The following is a 17705-nucleotide window of genomic DNA, read 5'->3' as shown; positions in this document are numbered from 1 at the left end:
TGCATATTTATTGTTACTCCAGTATTACCTTGTGAAAGGATATTTCTCATTATTTAGAATCACTTCGGTTAAGTACAACTCCAGTTTGGAAAAATAATGACGATTTATAGTAAGCGGATTTATGATGCTGTTTCAGAAACAGATGGTAAAAGGATTCTCGTTGATCGCTTATGGCCACGCGGTATCAAAAAAGAAGATGCTAAGATTGACTTATGGCCAAAAGACGTTACACCATCTAATCAACTGAGAAAATGGTATCACGAGGATATAGAAAGCCGTTGGGATGAATTTCAAAAACGATATCGGGTTGAATTATCTCAGGTTACAGTATCGTTAGATGAATTGCGGAAACTTACAGCACAAGGTCCTATAACCTTATTAACGGCGACCAAAAATCAAGGTCGAAATCATGTCAGTGTTTTGCTGGATGTGTTAAATCCTAAAGCTTAGTTTAATGATCGCGGTTGATTTTTAAATTATTCCTTATATTTATTATGGTTTTTAAGTTGATGAAAAATCTTAAAATGCTATGATTGTGATTTGATCCTAAGCTGAGCTTATTATGTCGTTGCCCCATTGTCCGAAATGTAATTCAGAATACACCTATCAAGATAGTGATTTATTGATTTGCCCAGAATGTAGCTATGAATGGAAAGATGGTGAGCAAGTAACAGCAGATGACAACGTGACGATTAAAGATGCTGTTGGAAATATCTTGGCAGATGGCGACTCAGTGACGGTGATTAAAGATTTAAAAATTAAAGGTTCTTCTTCAGTGGTCAAGGTAGGAACGAAAGTCAAAAGTATTCGGTTACTTGTAGACAGTAATGATGGTCATGATATTGATTGTAAAATCGATGGGATTGGTCCAATGAAATTGAAATCAGAATTTGTGAAAAAAGCTTAATTTCTTAGGCTCATACATGATCACAGTATAATGACTGTGATCATTTTTAGTAGCTATCATTTTCTCGAATAATAATTTTTGAGGTTAGTTCTGCTTTGGAGCGAACGCCCAACTTTTTCATTAAATTTGCTTTATGTACTTCTATGGTCCGGTGTGATAGCTCTAATTTCCGGGCAATTTCTTTACAGGTAAACCCATTGACAATCAATTGGGTAATTTCAGATTCACGTTTTGTGAGTTTTTGCTTAGAAGATAACACCTGATCTTTTCGTTCAAAATGCCAGACCATTAATTTAAATGGATCTTCAGGCGTCAATGTTTGCCCATGAGTATGTGTCCAAAAGATTTCGCCATTTTTGTGCTGCATAAAACGCTGATCGGAATAGTAATGGCTTTTTTTTAACAGTAAACTTTGTAATGCATCATTGCCAACTTTTTCATAATCCTCAAGGCTAGGAAAAATTTTCACAATAGATTGCTCGATCAATTCCCCACGTTCATAGCCAAACAAAGTGGCAAATGCAGAATTCATTTCCATCATATGTCTATAACTTAATACAACGATCGGTGCAGGGCTAAAATCAAATGCGATTTTATTATAGTTCATAATAAGCATCCTTACTTAGTATAATAATAAATATAGCGAGCTAGATGGAAATAACAAGTATTAAACCGTTATTTTTTTATAATATGATGAAAATTAAATAGATTATTTTTATATGACTATGTATATAAATTTAGTATTTTAAATACTATGCAATGTATCACATTTTTTATATTTAACTTTAGTCTATATTTAGGTTTTTAATATAACTAGTTGTATTTGCTTTATTTGTTTTATTTTTAAAACTACTTAAGTAATTAAGGGTGTTGACTGAAAAAAGCAATTGATTCACATTGATGATGAGAAGCCTGTAGGTTATTTAGAATTTTTTATCAAAATAAATCAATATTAATCTTGGCTGCTTATTTTAACTTGTTTATGTAAAAAGAATGAGCTCACCTTAATTAATATAATCAGGATAGATTATCTCTAAGGTGATGAATGGATGACAATACTAAAAATTGGGCGAGGTAGCGATGGAGCACATACAAGGATCAGGTCCTCAACAACAGAAAAAATCTTCACACCGTTTAGCAGGTATATCCAGCATGGTGGGAACGACAATTGAATGGTATGACTTTTTTATTTACGGTGCAGCCGCAGCGTTGATTTTCAATAAATTGTTTTTCCCAAATCTTGATCCATTAACAGGCGTACTGGCTGCATTTGCCACATACGCAGTTGGTTTTATAGGACGTCCGTTGGGAGGTATTATCTTTGGTCATTTCGGGGACAAAATTGGTCGAAAAACAATGTTGCTCACTACCCTGATTATGATGGGGATTCCTACCGTTTTAATTGGCCTATTGCCAACCTACGAAAGTATTGGATATTGGGCGACCTTTTTTCTGGTGATTTTACGCTTTGTTCAAGGTATGGCAATGGGTGGCGAGTGGGGTGGTGCCGTGTTGATGGCTGTGGAGCATGCACCTGAAGGCGGTAAAGGCTTTTGGGGGAGTTTACCGCAAGCGAGTGCCGGTGGTGGTTTAATGTTGGCCTCTATCGCACTGGGGTTGGTTTCACTTTTACCCGAAGCAAGTCTATTTAGTTGGGGCTGGCGTTTGCCTTTCCTTGCCAGCATTTTATTGTTAGGTGTGGGGTGGTATATCCGTGTCAAAGTACCTGAGTCACCAGATTTTGAAAAAGTAAAACAACAAGCACAAGAAGTTAAAGTTCCAGCAATGCAGGTCTTTAAAAATCATCCGCGTGAATTACTCACGATTATCTTTGCCCGTGCTGCTGAAAATGCATGGTTCTATATTGCTTCAACTTTTGCCTTAGCCTATACCACAACCAAGTTAGGTATTCCTCGCCAAGATATTTTGTTTGCAACGATTTGTGGTGCAGGCTTAATCATGGTGATGACGCCATTGTGTGGACATCTATCCGACAAAGTGGGGCAGCGGAATATGTTTATGTTTGGTCTAGTGGTCCTTGCATTGTATTGCTATCCGTTCTTTAGCATGCTGGATACCAAAGATCCTGTGTTGGTCTGGACCGCAATTGTTTTAGCAATCGGCGTGGTGTTTCCGATTATGTATGCGCCACAGTCTCAGTTGTTTGCTCGACAGTTCCCTGCCGAAATTCGCTACAGTGGCATCTCGATTTCAGTTCAATTTGCAGGCGTGTTAGGCGGTGGATTAGCGCCATTGATCGCCACCAAACTACTCAGTATTGGTAATGGTAGTCCTCATTTGATTGTTATCTACATCGTAAGTATGGCGATTTTCGCAATCTTCTGTAGCTTGTTTATGAAGCGTGATGATCTCAGCCTAGCGCGACATCATAAAACGGTTAAAAGCAAATTGTCTGTTTAGAGTAGATGATTGATTTAAAGAAAATCATTGCAATCAATGATCAAATTTACAACACTTAATTTTTAGGAATAAATATGAATATTTCCTTTATTGGTCTTGGGAATATGGGGCTTCCTATGGCTAAAAATTTGCTCAGTGCACAGTGGAAGGTGACAGGCTTAGATTTATCCCCCGAGGCTGTTGCAGCATTTAAATCCTTGGGTGGTGTAGCCGTAGATCACAAGCACGTTCTTCAAGATGCAGATGTTGTGATCACCATGTTACCCAACTCAGAAAGTGTCAGAAATTTTTATCTTGGTGATCAAGGTATTTTAAAAAGTTTAAAAAAGGGTTCGTTGATTATTGATTGTTCGTCGATTGCAGCTTTAACAAGCCGAGAAGTCTCAAAGTTTGCAGAATCTATGGGAGTCGACTGTGTAGATGCACCTGTTTCAGGTGGAACTTTAGCTGCCCAAGCAGCAAGCTTGACCTTTATGGTGGGTGGTTCAAAGCTGCAGTTTGAGCGAGCGAAATCTATTTTAGAGAAAATGGGTAAAAATATTTTTCATGCTGGAGAACATGGTGCAGGGCAGATTGCCAAAGCCAGTAATAACATGCTGCTGGCAATCAATATGATTGGTACCAGTGAAGCTTTGAATCTGGCAATGCGACATGGTTTAGATCCCAAAGTCATGTCTGAGATTATTCAAAACAGTTCCGGGGCAAATTGGTGTGTGGAGAAATATAATCCTGTCCCAGATGTTTTGGAAAATGTGCCTTCAAGTCAAGGTTATATTGCGGGCTTTATGACCGATTTAATGTTGAAAGATTTGGGATTATCCCTAGATGCAGCATCCGAAGTCGATGCACAGGTGAGTTTAGGAACATTGGCTCAAACGATTTATAGTAAGCATAGTCAAAGTGGTCATGGAAAGACCGACTTCAGTAGCATTTTTAATTTAGTTTCAGTCGCAACGTGAAGGAAAAATCAGGATGAGTACTTTAATCGGACATTATATTTCAGGTCGTCATATCACAGAAACTCAACATTCAGGCCCAGTATTTAATCCCTCTACAGGTGAAGAAATAGCACGTTGTGCTTATGGCGATGCAACAGTGATTGATACTGCCGTAAAAGCTGCGACATCAGCAAATGCAAAAAAATGGGCAAAAGCTTCACATGCTACACGCTTGCAAGTTCTTTTTAAATTACGTGAGTTAATGATTACCAAAACATCTGAATTAGCAGAAATCATTGGTCGTGAACATGGCAAAACTATTGCCGATGCGATCGGTGAAATTGGCCGTGCGATTGAAGGAATTGAATTTGCTTGTAATGCCCTACAGATTACTAAGGGCGAATATGCACGTAATGTTGCTGGCGACATCGATGTGTTTTCTGTACGTGTTCCTGTGGGTGTGGTGGGTTGTATTACCCCGTTTAATTTTCCCATCATGATTCCTGCTGTTATGATGGCAATGGCTGTGTCTGTGGGTAATTCAATTGTTTGGAAACCATCTGAAAAAGTGCCTTCGGCTGCATTATTTTTTGCAGAGTTATGGAAAGAAGCTGGTCTTCCAGATGATGTATTTAATGTTGTACAAGGGGATAAAACCGCAGTCGATGCATTACTTGAACATCCTGAAATCGCAGCTGTGAGCTTTGTGGGTTCTACACAGATTGGTGAATATGTTTACCAAAAAGGCACCTCACATAACAAACGTGTTGCCGCATTTACAGGCGGGAAAAATCACATGGTGGTGATGCCTGATGCCGATCTTGAAGCGGCTGCAAATGCCTTTGTTTCAGCAGGGTTTGGATCAGCAAGTCAACGTTGTATGGCGGTGTCATTGCTCATTCCCGTCGGTGCTGAAACGGCAGATCGCTTACGTCAACGTATCGTGGAAAAAATCAATGCATTGAAAGTTGGCGCATATAATGATCCAACTGCAGATTTTGGTGCGGTGATTAGTGCGCAATCGCAACAGTCTGTTTTAAAGGCGATTGATCAATGTATTGCAGATGGTGCTGAGTTGGTATTAGATGGTCGTGATTTTAAACATCCAGAGTATTCAAATGGCTATTATATTGGGCCAACTCTATTTGATTATTTGTCTACAGATATGGATTTTTATCAACAAGAGGTTTTTGGCCCAGCGCGAGGAATTTTACGCGTCAATAGTTTAGATGAGGCAATTGCTGTGACCAATAGCCATGAATATGGCAATGGTTCGGTGATTTTTACCCGTGATGGAAAGTCAGCACATCGCTTCTTTATGGAAGTTGAGTCGGGCATGATTGGTGTTAATGTGCCTGTACCACTCCCAGTGAGTTATTTTAACTTTGGTGGTTTGCGACGTTCAAAATTTGGTGAGTCGCATTTATATGGTCCAGATGCCGCTCGTTTCTATACGAAGTTAAAATCTGTTTCACAAAAATGGCCTGATCCTGAAGAACAAGATCAAGCCATTTCTTTGGCATTTAAAATCACTTAATTGATTGAATGCTTATGATCAGCCAGCAGATGCTGGCTTGTTTAGATGTGAGTGAAAGTCAGATATATTGAGTATTGTGTTCTTTATAATGTTGCACTATGAATAAAACGTCTTGAAACATTGCATAGATCAAGGGCTCAAAGCTGCAAGTCGATTGTACTGTGCAGCTTTGTTCATCCCTTAAATATTATTGGCTTGCTGCAATTCCGATTTTTTTAACATTTAATCGTTGTGCGGCTGCCATCACCATTGCTACATCCTTATATTCAGTGAGTTTATCTGGCTGGACTTTAATCGGATCTTGATCTGATTTCTGTGCAACACCAGCAAATAAAACGTCTAGCGCTTGTTTATTTTCAACAGCTTGATCATTCCAAAAGATTTTACCTTGAGGGTCAATACGTAAGGTGACTGGCTCAGGTGGCTTCTCATTGGTAGGTGGTGGTGCACCATTGGGCAAGTCAATATTGATCGCATTATTTGGAATTGGGATGGTGATAATAAACATAATCAACAACACCAACATCACATCAATAAGTGGTGTCATATTGACATCTAACATCACCTCATCATCGTCTTTATTGGCACCGACATTCATAGCCATAAGCTGTTCCTTTTCTCGATTATGGTGCGGCAACTGGTGTCGTGACAAAAGCGATTTTGCCGATACCTGCTTGCTTGGTAGCACTGATTACTTCATCAATCGCTTCAAATTTTGTTACTTGATCACCACGAATATGTACTTCTGGTTGTGGGCGTTTTGCTGCTTCAGCCTGTAAACGATTGATCAATGTATTTTTATCTGCGATATACTTTTCGTTCCAAAAAATATCCCCCGCTTTATTGACAGCGATTTGCACATTAATTGGTTTAGTGACATAAGGTGTATTTTTTTCCTCAGGCAATTTGACTGGAACCGTGTGAATTGCAACAGGGACAGTGATTAAAAATATAATCAGTAAAACCAGCATAATATCCACCAAAGGTGTGGTATTAATCGCAGAAATCACATCATCTTCGTCACTGTCTGAATTGACTGTCATGCTCATAACTGATCCCTCATTTATTTAGCATCACTACTGTTTTTGATCTCACCACTGAGTAAAACAGTATGTAAGTCAGAACCAAAAGTACGTACATTATCTAATACTGCTTTATTGCGGCGGGTGAGCCAGTTATAACCAAGTACCGCAGGCACTGCTACAGCGAGACCGATTGCTGTCATGATCAGTGCTTCGCCTACAGGTCCAGCAACTTTATCAATAGAGGCCTGACCCGAAATCCCAATTGCAGTAAGTGCATGATAGATTCCCCAAACTGTACCGAATAAACCTACGAATGGTGCGGTAGAACCAACCGTTGCAAGAAATGCTAAACCACCACTTAAGTGGCTTTGAATTTTATCAATTGCCCGTTGAATCGACATTGTGACCCAAGTGTTAAAGTCGATACGCTCAAGTAGGTTTCCACCATGTTTTTTGGTTGAGTTAATGCCTTTTTCAGCAATAAAACGGTAGGCACTTGCTTCGCCTAGTGTTCCCGCAGCGCCGTCAATTGATGCAGCATCCCAAAATTTGGCTTCAACCTCTTTACCCTGACGTTTAATTTTTGCCTGCTGAATAAACTTGGTTACCATGATGTACCATGTTCCTATCGACATCAGGACCAAGATAAATAGGGTTGATTTAGCAACAATATCACCTTCGCGCCATAGTGCTTCTAAACCGTAAGGGTTGTGTACAGCTTGTGTTGTTGCTGGTTTAGGTGGTGGTGTATGGGCTTCACTTGTTGTTGTATTTGTTGCCGTTATAGTCGCAGGTCTTGCAGTGGTTTCTTCTGCAAATACACCAGATACAGGCAGTAGGGTGCTTACAGTTAAAATGCCAACTGAAGCAAATAGTCGTACAGATTTGAGCGCTTTATTCATCATTTATCTCCAAATTTTTATTTAATTGATTAATTCAATACAAATTCATAAGGTATGTCATACCAAGAATCTTGAGGTTCACCATTCTTTAATGCAGGTTTAAACTTACATAAACTAAAAGCTTTCGAGGCAGCTTTATCTAAGCTTTTACTCCCACTCGATTTTTTTACTTTGGCCTCTTTAACCTTTCCATCACTACCCACAAATACCGAAATAAGGACCTCACCTTGTTCTTCGTTTTGTAAAGATTCACGTGGGTAATCAGGGGTTTTACAACCCGCTTCTCCACTCGACACACCGCGTGTTTCACCTGTTGGTTTTGCTTTTGCAGGCTCAGGTTTTGGTGTTGTTTCTAGCTTTTGCGTCGGGGTTGGTGTCGGCTCAGGACTTTCTGAGGTCTTAGGCGTTGCTGTGGGTGTAGCCGGCTGCTTTGGTGTTGCTGTCGGTTTTTCCATTGGTTTTTCAGTCGGCTTTGGATCTGGCGTTTTCAAAACTTTCTGCACCAACTTTGGTAGTTCTGGTGGTTTTTCAATGGGTTTAGGTTTTTCTGGTTCAGGTTTTTTGTCCTGAATAATCAGTAATTCAACAGGTTCATCCGCTGGTTTTTCAACTGTTTTAGATAAACCCGTAATCAAGCCATAGAGAATGATTAGATGCAGTAAGATGACTGCTCCAATCCCGATCAGGCGTTTGGAAGAATTATTTTCTAATTCTGAAAAATTCTTGCCCATTGCTACTCCTGAAATGAGAGACAAACAATAAATAGTAAAAGAGAGACGATAAAAAATTCTGTTCAATTCTTTTGTTTGGCTAAGTGAATGAATCAATTACGCAAACACCATGACAAGGCTTAGATAATGTTTGCGAAATGCCCAATTAGAATTTGTAAGTTGCTCTGACGTAATATGCGCGACCTGTTGGGTCTGCATAGCTAGAGTCATAACCGTATTGGAAGTTATCAGTCACGTTGGATGCAGGTGGATCTTGGTCAAAAATATTTTTGATCCCGCCAGTGAGTTCTAAGTTCTTAAATCCGCTATAAGTGCCCGCAATGTTATAAAGGATGTAATCACTGACTCGATGGTTATCATATTTGGCTTCACCAATAGAATTTGAGTCTTTATAACCACGGCTAAACTGTTGCTCAAAGATCATTTTCCAGTTGTCATAACTCCAATTGACATTGGCAACATGTTTCCAGCGAGAATAGACTTGCTGGTTATAATAGCTACCTGTACGGCTGACCCATTCCCCGCCTTTTTCTTCTTGTTTGTCATATTTGATGACATAGGTTCCATCAATACCAAAACCAAAACGCCCTGTTTTAGTTACAGGCGTGAGATAGTTCAAACTTAAATCAACTCCTTGGGTTTTAATTCCACCCATATTGATCAAAGTGGTACTCACATATTTGATCCGCCCATCTGCATCACGGACAAATAAACTTGAATATTTGCTTGGGTCAGCAAAAATAATTGAATCGGTAATTGCATCAATCAGGTTGTCTACTTTGATGTTGTAGTAATCTGCTGTAAATACTAGATTTTTGATTGGCTCAAACACCAGTCCAGCAGTATAAGATGTTGACTCTTCAGCTTTTAAGTCGGGATTCCCACCTTGCATACGCTTAAATTGGACATTACATTCAGTTTGGTATTGTGGTGAAGTTGCAGTACCACCGGGGCAGAGTACAGGGTCATTGTATTTCGAACCTGTAAAGGTTTGGCTTTGCGGTGAGTTGATGTCATATAAGCTGGGTGCACGAAAACCTGTGCTGTATGAGGTACGGAACATCAATTGCTTTAACGGTTCCCAACGTAAAGCAACTTTTGGATTGAAGGTATCGCCAAAATCACTATAGTCATCATAACGTGCTGCGAGCTGCGCTTCTAAATTGGCTAAAATCGGGATATGTAATTCTGTGAATACTGCAGATATATCTCGATCACCCTTACTCACAGGTTTATCTGGATCTATACCGCTACCAGGCACTTGTCTGACGATCTCAGCATTAATTTTTTGATCCCAATTTTGTTTGGTAAAACTACCACCTAAGGCAAATCCAACGTCACCCGCAGGCAGTGTATAGATTGGACGAGATACAGTGACATCAAAAGAGGTTGAGTCTAAGCTGGCTTTATTGGTATCCCCATTGACTTCAAAAGATTTCCAAATATTAGCATCGGCTGAAGGGCCAAATGGATTGAGTGAACCGTCGTTTAAAGCAGCTTGAACTTTACTTTGATTGAGGTAACCCGCATTAAAGCTATCGGTTGCTTCACTTTTTGCATAGGTTAAGCCTGCATTGATATCCCAACCATAGGCTTCACCCTCAATTCCTGCAAATGCACGATGTGAGTCATTGGTTGTTTTGCCTGAACGGTTTCCCCCTTGTGAACGCAGATAGAGTTGTAAATCTCCATTGCTGAGTCCATTCACTGCGGGGACAATACCTTTGCCTGGATAATATTGACTTGTCGAAGGAAGCGTGACTGAACGGCTATATACATCAGGCGCAATCGAAGTAGTAACTTCGTTACGTGAGAAGATATATTCTCCAATCAGATTAAATTTATCTGAAAGTTTAAAGGTTCCGCGGCCAAGTGCTGAAATTGTTTCAACTTCTGGAGTAATTCCAATCAGTGCTTGGGTATTGAGATAACATAAGCCGCCATCTGCAGCGACATTTGGTGTGTTATTACAATTTGTATTGCCGTATGGATTTGCCAAAATATTGTTTTTGGGATCAAAAATATTTGCTGGGAAAGCATTTGCTGAGCTGGCATCTAAACCGAGCTCAGGAATTACACCACCACGGCGACTGATCTTGCGGTCTTTTGCCATGATATTGTTGCTTCTACGATAATCGACCACACCGTAAACATTAAAGCCTTGTTCATCTAGATTGCCATAGCCCCCAAAGATGGAAATATCTTGTTTATCACCACCACTGGCTTCGGGCTGAGTCGCTCCCACACTGATGTTGAGACCTTCAAAGGATTTTTTGGTAATAAAATTGATGACACCACCAATTGCATCGGCACCATAAACCGCTGATGCGCCATCACGGAGGACTTCGATACGTTCAACCATTGCCATTGGAATAATATTAAGGTTGGTGGTTGATGTACTAAATGGGCTATAAGCCAGACGACGACCATTCAATAAGACCAGAGTTTTATCTGTGCCTAATCCACGTAAATTGGCTGATGAACCCTCGGTATTACTTGCACCCACATTTTGAGATGTAGAAAAACCAGCTTGGTTAGAACTGACTTTGGTCAGTGCTTCTTCGACAGTGGTTACCCCTTGTTTGGCTAGATCTTCACCTTTAATAATCGTAATGGGTGAAGCACTTTGAGCTGCAACACCTTTAATTGAAGACCCTGTAACTGTGACTTTGGCTACTTTTGTTGGCTGTGTTTTTTCTTCAGTTTCTGCTGCATGCGCTAGCGAAAGCCACATCATACTTAGACTAAGCGTACTCAACTTTAGTAAGGTTTTCCCCATCGTTGGCGATCCCACAGTGCAAACATTTTTGTTTACTTTCATATTTTCAGACATCCGTTTTTTTTTGTACTTAGCGATATTGCTGCATTGCTTTCTAGCAATTCAAGTGCCAACTATCTAATTATATGTTTTAAAAATATACAAAAAAATGATAAGAATTTACGTGACTAGTGTTTAATCTCCTTATTCATCCGTGACTTGATGGTAGAAAAATAAGTTTGGAAGTCGTCTTAATTAATGTTAATACAATATGAAGTTGTGATTAAAAAACACGCTGATGGCTTTAATTATTCTTTATATTTATTTGTTATTTAAAGACTTTAACTATATCTAATGAATCGTATAACTATTAATTATGACTTTGTTTTTGGTATTAATTATTTTAAATCAAAAGATTAAGTGAATATTTATAGTGTTTGATAAAATAAGTGATCAATTTTGGAACGTGTGTGTACTTAAATTGTGCATTATGAGTAGTTCTGATAAATGATATCTGAATTTAATATTTAGGTTGGGGTGGAAGATGACGATAGGATGTCAATCATAGATATTCATAGAATTAATGTGATTTTATTACGGTAAAAATAAATAAAATTTAGATGGGGTAATCGTAGTGGCATGATATTCGCTTTGCATTTAATACTGTTATATCGTTCAATTTTTCACTATTGTTAATTTAACGTTCTGGTTCGGCACCAAAGCAGTAATCTACAGGATGATGGTGTTGCCAGTATTCTGTTTAAATAATTTGATGAATAAAAATACATAGGTGTGAATTTGGAATTCAAGCTTTTACAATTTGCGTTGTTGGTCGGTGCAATGAGTTACGGGGAAATGGCGATTGCGAAAACGCCTGCACAACCGAATAAAATCCTGAATTTGGCTTTTGAAGCACCAGATGATGGTTTCGATATGGTGAAAACCTATAATTTCTATAGTGGGAATATTGCAGAGGCGATATTTGAACCTTTATTAAAATATGATTATCTGGCTCGTCCTGTGGTATTGGTGCCCAATACGGCACAAGCATTGCCAAAAATAGAACAAGAGGGCAAGGTCTATACTTTTAAAATTAAGCCAGGCATTTATTTTACCGATGATGCTGCGTTTAAAGGCAAACGACGTGAGCTGACTGCTCAGGATTATATTTACTCTATTCAACGTGTGAGTGATCCGAAAAACCATTCGCCTACCTATTCTTTTATTGATGGCAAAATTCAAGGTTTAGAGCAAGTAGTTGCCAATGCGAAAAAGACAGGCAAGTTTAATTATGATGCGCCCATTTCAGGGCTTAAAGCTTTAGACAAATACACTCTACAATTCACCTTAACCCGTGCAGATTATAATTTCCCTTATATTTTGGCCTATGTCACTTTTAGCGGAACAGCGCGTGAAGTTGTTGAGTTTTATGGTGATCGTATCGGGCAGCATCCTGTAGGTACAGGTGCTTACCAACTGAGTAAATACGTGCCACGTAGTAAAATTGAGCTGGTGGCAAACCCTGACTATCGTGGCTTTATTTGGAATTATAAATCGACAGGTACGGCATGGGATAACCAACTTGTCAAAGAGATGTCGGGTAAAAAAATGCCTCAAGTCGGTAAGGTTGTCGTGAGTATTATTGAGGAAGAACAGTCAAGGTGGTTGGCGTTTAAGTCAGGCCAATTGGATTTTGACAAATTAACCTCAAATGCGGTTCCTCAGGCTTTAAACGGCACACAATTAAAACCAGAACTTAAACAACAGGGCATTCAACATTTTCCCAATAAAGACCCTGAAATCACCTATACCATGTTCAATATGAAAGATCCGATTGTGGGAGGTTATAGTCTAGACAAAATAGCGCTACGTCGAGCCATTACGCTGGCATACAACCAACAAGAAGCGATTAAGCAACTTTATAAAGGTCAAGCGGTTAGGGCTGAAATGTTGGTGCCAGATGGGGTGCAAGGGCACAATGCTCAATATAGAAGTAGTATTGCCTATAACCCGTTATTGGCCAATAAATTACTGGATCGATTTGGTTATAAGAAAGGCAAAGATGGTTATCGAACTTTACCCAACGGGCAGCCGTTTACCCTGAAATATAATACGGAAAATAGCTCAAGCTCAGTCATTCATTCTGAGTTATGGAAGAAAAACTTAGATGCTATTGGAGTGCGTGTAGAATTTAAGGTCAGTAATTTTGCCGATAACTTAAAAGAAGCCATGCAGTGTAAACATATGATTTGGGGTGGGGCATGGATTGCTGATTTTCCTGAAGGAGAAAATTTTGCCCAATTGCTTTATGGTCCGAACTCAGGCAAAGGAAATTTAAGTTGCTATCAATCTAAAGCTTATGATGCACTGTATCAGCAAGCTTTAACTTTACCGCCACAACAACGAACGCCATTTTATGAAAAAATCAGTCGGCAGATAGAGGCAGATAACCCTTGGATTATTCATAGTACCCGTATTCGTAATTGGCTGTTGCAACCACAAGTTCAAGGCTATAAAGCACATCCAATGATCAATACCGTTTGGCAATACCTTGATGTTCAGCCAGCTAAAAAATAACCTGATGAAGTTGAATAAAATGATGAAGGATGATTTAAATCAAAAGTTAAAGCAGATTGGGGTTAGTGCATTATTGGGGGGCATGCTCCTGACAGTCACAATGAATGTATTTGCCAAAAGTCCAGCGGATCCAAATAAAGTTTTACGTTATGTTTTCCCAGTTGCAGAAACGGGTTTTGACCCAGCAGGTACCCAAGATCTTTATTCTGCACATGTACATAATTCAATATTTGAAGGCTTATATACCTATGATTATTTGGCATCACCCGCCAAATTAGTACCACGTACCGCGGTGGGCCTGCCTGAAGTCAGTGCTGATGGTTTAACCTATACTTTTAAAATTCAAAAAGGTATTTATTTTGCCAAAGATCCTGTATTTAAAGGCAAAGCCCGTGAATTAACCGCGCAAGACTATGTTTATTCTTATAAGCGTTTGTTAGACCCAAGTTTGCACTCGCCCAATAGTTGGTTGTTTGATGACAAAATTCTAGGCATGGACAAAGTGCTTGAGCAAGCTAAAAAAACAGGGAAGTTTAATTATGATCTATCAGTTGCAGGGCTTCAGGCGACAGATCGTTATACCTTGGTGATTAAACTGAAACAAGTTGATCAAAACTTCCCAATGCTGTTGGCACATCAACCAGCTGGCGCAGTTGCACGAGAAGTGATTGAACATTATCGTGATCGGTCTGGTTTTGCCATGGCACATCCTGTGGGAACAGGTCCCTATGTCTTGACAAAATGGACACCCGGCTCACGGATTATCCTGAAAGCCAATCCAGATTATCGTGGTTATATTTGGGATTTCAAAGCATCCACACCAGAAGATCAAAAAATTGTAGATGCCATGAAAGGCAAAAAAATGCCGCAAATCGGTGTGGTCGATATTCAAGTGATGGAAGAATCACAATCACGCTGGTTATCATTTAGTAAAGATGAAACTGATTTATTTGTGTTGGATGGTGATCTCAGTGTTCAAGCCATCCAAGACGGTCAGCTTAAACCCGAACTTGCCAAAAAAGGGATTCAACTTTCCCGTATTGCCGATCCTTCAATTGATTATTATTACTGGAATATGCAAAACCCTGTTGTTGGTGGTTTGAGTAAAGAAAAAATTGCTTTACGTCGTGCCATGGCAATGGCCTTTTCACCTGATAATCAAATTAAGATTTTGATGAAAGGTGATGCGCAACGATTACAATTCCCCATTCCTTATGGAGTGATTGGGCATGATCCAAACTATAAAACCAGTATTCCTTATTCCGTCAAAGCCGCCAATTTACTGTTAGATCGTTATCATTATAAGGTTGCTGCCGATGGTTGGCGTACCTTGCCGAATGGTAAACCTTTGCTAATTGAATTAACTGTTTATGGAAATAGTACACGTAGTCAGCAAAGTGCTGAATTTTGGAAAAAGACTTTAGACAATATCAAGGTCAAAATGACCACCAAATCCTTGCCTTTTGCGGAAGGTTTAAAAGCAGAAAAACAATGTAAAACCATGTTTAAGGGATCAGCTTGGATTGCAGATTATCCCGATGCAGATAACTTTATGCAGCTATTTTATGGAAAGAATATCCATTCAACCAATAGTGCCTGCATGAAAATTCCTGAATATGATCGCTTATATGAACAAACGCAAAAATTGAAACCGGGTCCTGAGCGTGATGCTTTATACCATAAGATGGCGCGAATATTAGAAGTGTATATGCCGGTACAAATGGCATCGACCCGTTATCGCAATGCTTTGGCGCAACCGCGTGTCATTGGCTTTAAAAAGCATCCGATTATTCCATCGGAATGGATGTATTTTGATATGAAAAAATAAACTCTATCAAAAGCTTAAAAATAAACAGATTGAAATTTGAAAATGAATAAATGAAAGATTGGAGAAAATGAAAATGAAGCGATTTAAATTAACTACACTCTGTATGTTGTCAATGGGTATGGGGCAATGGGCCTTTGCAGAAACTGAGCGCAGTACTTTACCCAAGTTTCAGGCCAAAGATATCCCTGCCCAATGTGATGCAAAAATTACAGACGTTAAAACCAAGTTGGCTGAATTTGCCAAAGTTAAACTCAAAAATAATGCACCTGCTGGAGCAGTATTGGCAAAGTGGGATGAAATTTTTGCAGAGTTTGAAGATTTTTATGGACCAATTAATTTAGCCAGTAATGTTGACCCAAGCGCGGATTTACGTAAAGCCGCAGAAGACTGTGAAGTTAAAATCAGTCAGTTTCAAACTGAAGTGTATCAAGATGGAAAGCTTTATCAGCAAATTAAAAAAATCAAAGCCAGTGATGAGATTGACCGTAAATATCGCCAAGATATTTTAGATGGTTTTGAAGATACAGGGGTACAACTTCCCGCAGAAAAACAAGCACGTTTAAAAGTGATTTTAGATGAATTGACCAAGATTCAACAAGAATATGCCCGTAACATTCGAGACAATCCTGAAAAATTAGAATTTACTCCAGCCGAATTAAAAGGCTTACCAGAAAGCTATATTGCCAATCTAAAGAAAAATGAAAAAGGCAATTACCTGTTGGGTTTTGACTACCCAGAATACCGTCCTTTTATGGAATTGGCAGACAGTGATGATGCGCGTAAACGTTATCAAATTGCTTATACCCGCCGTGGTACTGAAAAGAATTTAGTGTTGCTTAAACAAGCGATTGATTTACGGCATGAACTTGCACAATTATTCGGTAAAGCCAGTTATGCCGATTGGGCATTGAAAAATCGTATGGCCAAAAATCCTGAAACGGTCAATAAATTCCTCAATGAGGTACATAGTACGGTTGCGCCATTAGAGAAAAAAGAAGTGCAAACACTGCGTGAATTTAAGGCTAAAACCTTAAATATTCCTGTGGAAAAAGCGGAAATTAACCGTTGGAGTGAGGGCTATTGGAGCGAAAAATTACGCCAAGAAAAGTACAAAATTGACCAAGAAAAAATGCGGGAATATTTCCCGACCCAAGCATCACAAGATTGGTTATTTGCAATTTCTTCAAATCTATATGGGATTGAATTTAAGCCTGCCAAGGTTGATGTCTGGCAAGATGAAGTTGAATATTACGATGTAACAGATCAGAAAACAGGTCAGCTTTTAGGTGGTTTATATATCGATAAATTTCCACGTGAAGGAAAGTATGGTCATGCAGCGGTGTGGGGCGTTAAGGGGGGCAGTACCCTAACCCAGCGTAAACCGATTTCAGCCTTAGTCACCAACTTTAACCGTAAAGGTTTAAACAGTGATGAACTGGAAACCTTTGTACATGAGTTTGGGCATGCTTTACACGGAATTTTATCAAACACCCGTTATGCCTCACAATCTGGCACCTCAGTCGAGCGAGATTTTGTTGAAGCACCGTCACAGATGTATGAAGAATGGGCACGCCGTAAAGAAACGCTGTCGACCTTAGCCAATTATTGCAAACCCGCCTGTCCGCGTGTCGACGATGAATTGATTGGCAAATTAAAAGCCGTTAAAAACTACGGTCGTGGCTTATTTTATTCTCGTCAAACTTTATATGCGCAATACGATATGGCACTGCATACCGCAGATGCTTTAAAAACCCAGCCTTTAGAGGTATGGAAAAAACTCGAAAATCAAACCGCCTTAGGGTATGTGCCAACTACAGAATTCCCAGGGCAATTTGGTCATATTATGGGCGGATACCAAGTCGGCTATTATGGCTATATGTGGTCTGAAGTGATGGCCTTAGACATGCTTTCTGCTTTTGGCGATAACTTAAATAATCCAGAGGTTGGAGCACGTTATCGTAAAGCAATTTTGTCACAAGGTGGACAAAAGAAAGCAGAGCAGTTGGTGGTTGATTTCTTGGGCAGAGAACCGGATAACAAGGCATTCTTTCAAGAAATTACCGGTCAACGTGATTAAAAGG

General features: G+C 39.4%; 14 protein-coding genes. 8 read left to right on the top strand and 6 right to left on the bottom strand.

The window, feature by feature from the left end:
* The first annotated feature begins 96 nt into the window (after positions 1 to 96).
* Together WFN33_RS11645 and WFN33_RS11640 are read left to right on the top strand one after the other, a co-directional pair.
* Entirely contained in the window at positions 97 to 450 is a 354-nt protein-coding gene (locus WFN33_RS11645; RefSeq protein WP_336953301.1) for a DUF488 domain-containing protein, read from the top strand.
* 112 nt (positions 451 to 562) lie between these two features.
* A complete protein-coding gene (locus WFN33_RS11640) occupies positions 563 to 907 on the top strand; it encodes a zinc ribbon domain-containing protein YjdM (RefSeq protein WP_336953300.1) in 345 nt (114 codons plus the stop codon).
* A gap of 46 nt (positions 908 to 953) precedes the next feature.
* Here the strand turns inward: WFN33_RS11640 and WFN33_RS11635 are convergent, their stop codons facing one another.
* Complete coding sequence (locus WFN33_RS11635; protein WP_336953299.1) at positions 954 to 1514, bottom strand: LuxR C-terminal-related transcriptional regulator; 561 nt, start codon at positions 1512 to 1514, stop codon at positions 954 to 956.
* A gap of 473 nt (positions 1515 to 1987) precedes the next feature.
* Between WFN33_RS11635 and WFN33_RS11630 the strand changes: the two genes are divergently transcribed.
* The 3 genes from WFN33_RS11630 to WFN33_RS11620 all read left to right on the top strand — a co-directional run bounded on the left by WFN33_RS11630 (position 1988) and on the right by WFN33_RS11620 (position 5803).
* Positions 1988 to 3328, top strand: a complete 1341-nt coding sequence (locus WFN33_RS11630) for an MFS transporter (RefSeq protein WP_336953298.1) — start codon at positions 1988 to 1990, stop codon at positions 3326 to 3328.
* A gap of 74 nt (positions 3329 to 3402) precedes the next feature.
* Complete coding sequence (gene mmsB, locus WFN33_RS11625; protein WP_336953297.1) at positions 3403 to 4287, top strand: 3-hydroxyisobutyrate dehydrogenase; 885 nt, start codon at positions 3403 to 3405, stop codon at positions 4285 to 4287.
* 13 nt (positions 4288 to 4300) lie between these two features.
* Positions 4301 to 5803: a CoA-acylating methylmalonate-semialdehyde dehydrogenase gene (locus WFN33_RS11620; protein ID WP_336953296.1), complete on the top strand. Its 1503-nt coding sequence runs from the start codon at positions 4301 to 4303 to the stop codon at positions 5801 to 5803.
* A 187-nt stretch (positions 5804 to 5990) separates the two neighbouring features.
* On the opposite strand, the gene WFN33_RS11615 is transcribed toward WFN33_RS11620, so the two are convergent.
* From WFN33_RS11615 to WFN33_RS11595, 5 genes are all read right to left on the bottom strand, one after another.
* A complete protein-coding gene (locus WFN33_RS11615) occupies positions 5991 to 6407 on the bottom strand; it encodes an ExbD/TolR family protein (protein WP_336953295.1) in 417 nt (138 codons plus the stop codon).
* A 19-nt stretch (positions 6408 to 6426) separates the two neighbouring features.
* The gene (locus WFN33_RS11610) at positions 6427 to 6852 is read right to left on the bottom strand and encodes an ExbD/TolR family protein (protein WP_336953294.1); all 426 of its coding nucleotides are present in this window, start codon (positions 6850 to 6852) and stop codon (positions 6427 to 6429) included.
* Positions 6853 to 6866: 14 nt separating this feature from the next.
* The gene (locus tag WFN33_RS11605) at positions 6867 to 7733 is read right to left on the bottom strand and encodes a MotA/TolQ/ExbB proton channel family protein (RefSeq protein WP_336953292.1); all 867 of its coding nucleotides are present in this window, start codon (positions 7731 to 7733) and stop codon (positions 6867 to 6869) included.
* A 26-nt stretch (positions 7734 to 7759) separates the two neighbouring features.
* A complete protein-coding gene (locus WFN33_RS11600; protein WP_336953291.1) occupies positions 7760 to 8461 on the bottom strand; it encodes a TonB family protein in 702 nt (233 codons plus the stop codon).
* Between the two features lie 145 nt (positions 8462 to 8606).
* Positions 8607 to 11282, bottom strand: coding sequence for a TonB-dependent receptor (locus WFN33_RS11595; protein ID WP_336953290.1), 2676 nt, complete (start codon positions 11280 to 11282; stop codon positions 8607 to 8609).
* Between the two features lie 723 nt (positions 11283 to 12005).
* On the opposite strand from WFN33_RS11595, the gene WFN33_RS11590 reads away from it, so the two are divergent.
* From WFN33_RS11590 to WFN33_RS11580, 3 genes are all read left to right on the top strand, one after another.
* Entirely contained in the window at positions 12006 to 13796 is a 1791-nt protein-coding gene (locus WFN33_RS11590) for an ABC transporter substrate-binding protein (protein ID WP_419820733.1), read from the top strand.
* A gap of 82 nt (positions 13797 to 13878) precedes the next feature.
* Positions 13879 to 15624, top strand: a complete 1746-nt coding sequence (locus tag WFN33_RS11585; RefSeq protein WP_419820732.1) for an ABC transporter substrate-binding protein — start codon at positions 13879 to 13881, stop codon at positions 15622 to 15624.
* 67 nt (positions 15625 to 15691) lie between these two features.
* Positions 15692 to 17701 (top strand): M3 family metallopeptidase, encoded by a 2010-nt coding sequence (locus tag WFN33_RS11580; protein ID WP_336953287.1) that lies wholly within the window; start codon positions 15692 to 15694, stop codon positions 17699 to 17701.
* Positions 17702 to 17705: the final 4 nt, after the last annotated feature.

It is taken from the genome of Acinetobacter sp. AS167 (assembly GCF_037152175.1).
In the GTDB taxonomy this organism is placed as follows: Bacteria; Pseudomonadota; Gammaproteobacteria; order Pseudomonadales; family Moraxellaceae; genus Acinetobacter.
The sequence above is the reverse complement of the archived record's forward strand: the minus strand, read 5'-3'. Positions and strand labels throughout refer to the sequence as shown.